Source organism: Actinomadura sp. NPDC049382 (genome assembly GCF_040677125.1).
Classification (GTDB): domain Bacteria; phylum Actinomycetota; class Actinomycetes; order Streptosporangiales; family Streptosporangiaceae; genus Spirillospora; species Spirillospora geliboluensis.
The window spans coordinates 1-2,146 of record NZ_JBFARO010000262.1 but is presented as its reverse complement, the minus strand read 5'-3'; the positions used below and the strand labels follow the sequence as shown (position 1 = coordinate 2,146).

At 73.0% G+C, this 2,146-nt stretch carries 3 protein-coding genes; 1 reads left to right on the top strand and 2 read right to left on the bottom strand.

Annotated elements, in window-relative coordinates; genetic code table 11:
- Positions 1 to 126 precede the first annotated feature (126 nt).
- Positions 127 to 540 (bottom strand): CoA-binding protein, encoded by a 414-nt coding sequence (locus AB0K34_RS46500; protein WP_138641961.1) that lies wholly within the window; start codon positions 538 to 540, stop codon positions 127 to 129.
- Between the two features lie 43 nt (positions 541 to 583).
- Positions 584 to 1,918 carry a UDP-glucose/GDP-mannose dehydrogenase family protein gene (locus AB0K34_RS46495; protein WP_138641962.1) on the bottom strand — a complete coding sequence of 445 codons (1,335 nt, stop codon included), beginning with the start codon at positions 1,916 to 1,918 and terminating at the stop codon, positions 584 to 586.
- Between the two features lie 114 nt (positions 1,919 to 2,032).
- On the opposite strand from AB0K34_RS46495, the gene AB0K34_RS46490 reads away from it, so the two are divergent.
- Positions 2,033 to 2,146, top strand: a 114-nt coding sequence (locus tag AB0K34_RS46490; RefSeq protein WP_143228253.1) for an acyl-CoA dehydrogenase family protein, incomplete at its 3' end; no start/stop codon positions are given.

Below are 2,146 nucleotides of genomic sequence, written 5' to 3'. Positions count from 1 at the left end.
CCCTTGTGGGGCATCAACCGGCCCACCCAAACCAACAATAACCTCCACCCGGCGCCCGGGGGGGGGGCCCCCCGGGGGGGGGGGGGGGGGGCCGCCGCCGCGCCTCGCGGAAGGCCGCTGCGGTCCCTAGCGGCGCAGCGCCCATTCGACGGCGGGGCAGCGGTTCATGACGACGTCGAGCCCGGCGTCCTTCGCGCGCCGGGCCGCCGCCTCGTCGATCACTTCGAGCGGCAGCCACACGGCCTTCGCGCCGGCCGCGATCGCCGCGTCCACGGCCTCACCGGCGTGCTCGGCGCGCCGGTAGACGCCGACCACGTCCACCTTCTCCGGGACGTCGGCGAGCGACGCGTAGCCCCGCTCGCCGAGCACCTCCCGCCCCGCCGGGTGGACGGGGATGATCCGCTTCCCGCGCTCCTGCATCAGCCGGGCCTGGGTGTAGACCTCGCGGTCGGGGTTGTCGCCGAGCCCGACGAAGGCCCACGTCCCGGTCTCGTTCAGCAGCCGCCGGATCACGTCCTGGTCGGCGAATTCGTCTGCCATGTCCACGACAACAGCGCCCGCGATCCTTTGCTTCCCGCGGCGCTCAGGGGCGTCCGAGCGCGCGGTAGTTCCAGCCCGCCGCGCGCCAGCGCTCTGGGTCGAGGGCGTTGCGGCCGTCCACGATGTTGCGTTCGGCGACGGCCTCGGCGAGCGCGGCCGGGTCCATGCCGCGGAACTCCGGCCACTCGGTCAGCAGCAGGACGACGTGCGCGTCCCGGGCCGCCGACAGGGCCGAGTCGCCGTACTCCAGGGTCGGCTGGGCGCGGCGCGCGTTCCGCATGGCCTGCGGGTCGTACACGGTCACCTTCGCGCCCTGCGCCCGGATGGACGCGGCCACGTCCAGCGCGGGGGAGTCGCGCACGTCGTCGGAGTTCGGTTTGAACGCGGCGCCGAGGACGCCGACCGTCCGGCCGGCGAACGAGCCGCCGAGAAGCTGGCGGGCGAGGTCCACCATCCGGATCCGGCGCCGGATGTTGATCTCGTCGACCTCGCGCAGGAACGTCAGCGCCTGGTCGGCGCCGAGCTCGCCCGCGCGGGCCATGAACGCCCGGATGTCCTTCGGCAGGCAGCCGCCGCCGAAGCCGAGCCCGGGGCCGAGGAACTTGCCGCCGATCCGGTCGTCGTAGGACAGCGCCTCCGAGAGCTTCGTCACATCGGCGTGCGCGGCCTCGCAGACCTCCGCCATCGCGTTGATGAACGAGATCTTGGTGGCGAGGAAAGCGTTGGCGGACACCTTCACGAGCTCGGCCGTGGGGAAGTCGGCGGTGATGAACGGCGTGCCCTCGGCGATCATCGTCCGGTAGACCTCGCGGAGCACCTTCTCGGCGTGCTCGGCCGCGCCCTGCTCGGCGGGCAGCCCCGCCACGATCCGGTCGGGGTGCAGGGTGTCCTGGACGGCGAACCCCTCGCGGAGGAACTCGGGGTTCCAGGCGAGCACGGCGTCGCCGCCGACCGGCGCGACCCGGGCGAGGGTCTCGGCGAGCCGCTCGGCCGTCCCGACCGGCACGGTCGACTTGCCCACGATGAGGCAGGGCCGGTTCAGCAGCGGCGCGAGGGAGGCGACGGCGTCGTCCACGTAGCTCATGTCGGCCGCGTACTCGCCGGCCTTCTGCGGCGTCCCGACGCACAGGAAGTGGACGTCCCCGAACTCGGCGGCCTCCTTGTAGGACGTCGTGAACCGCAGCCGCCCGGTCTCCAGGCCCCGGCGCAGCACCGGTTCCAGGCCGGGCTCGTAGAACGGCAGGTCACCGGCGGCGAGCCGCGCGATCCGCTCGGCGTCCACGTCCAGCCCGAGGACCTCGAAGCCCAGGTCGGCCATGCAGGCCGCGTGGGTGGCGCCCAGATAGCCCGTTCCGATGACCGTCAGCCGGTGGGTCAAGACCCGCTCCCTTCGATTCGCCGTCGCCGACTAGCGGCCTCTCCTGACACGTGCCCACTGCGGGCCCGTACCTGCCCTGCCCGCCAGTCCCTACTGGCGGGTAGCATCTGCGGCATGAGTTCTGACTTTCCCACGTATGCGCCGTCGGAGGAGCATGAGCTGCTGCGGCGCACGGTGCGTGAGCTGGCCGAGGCCAAGATCGCTCCTTTCGCGGCGGAGGTGGACGAG

Excerpts from the sequence above, each read along its gene's own strand:
- AB0K34_RS46500 (WP_138641961.1), bottom strand. The coding sequence starts at position 540 with ATGGCAGACGAATTCGCCGACCAGGACGTGATCCGGCGGCTGCTGAAC.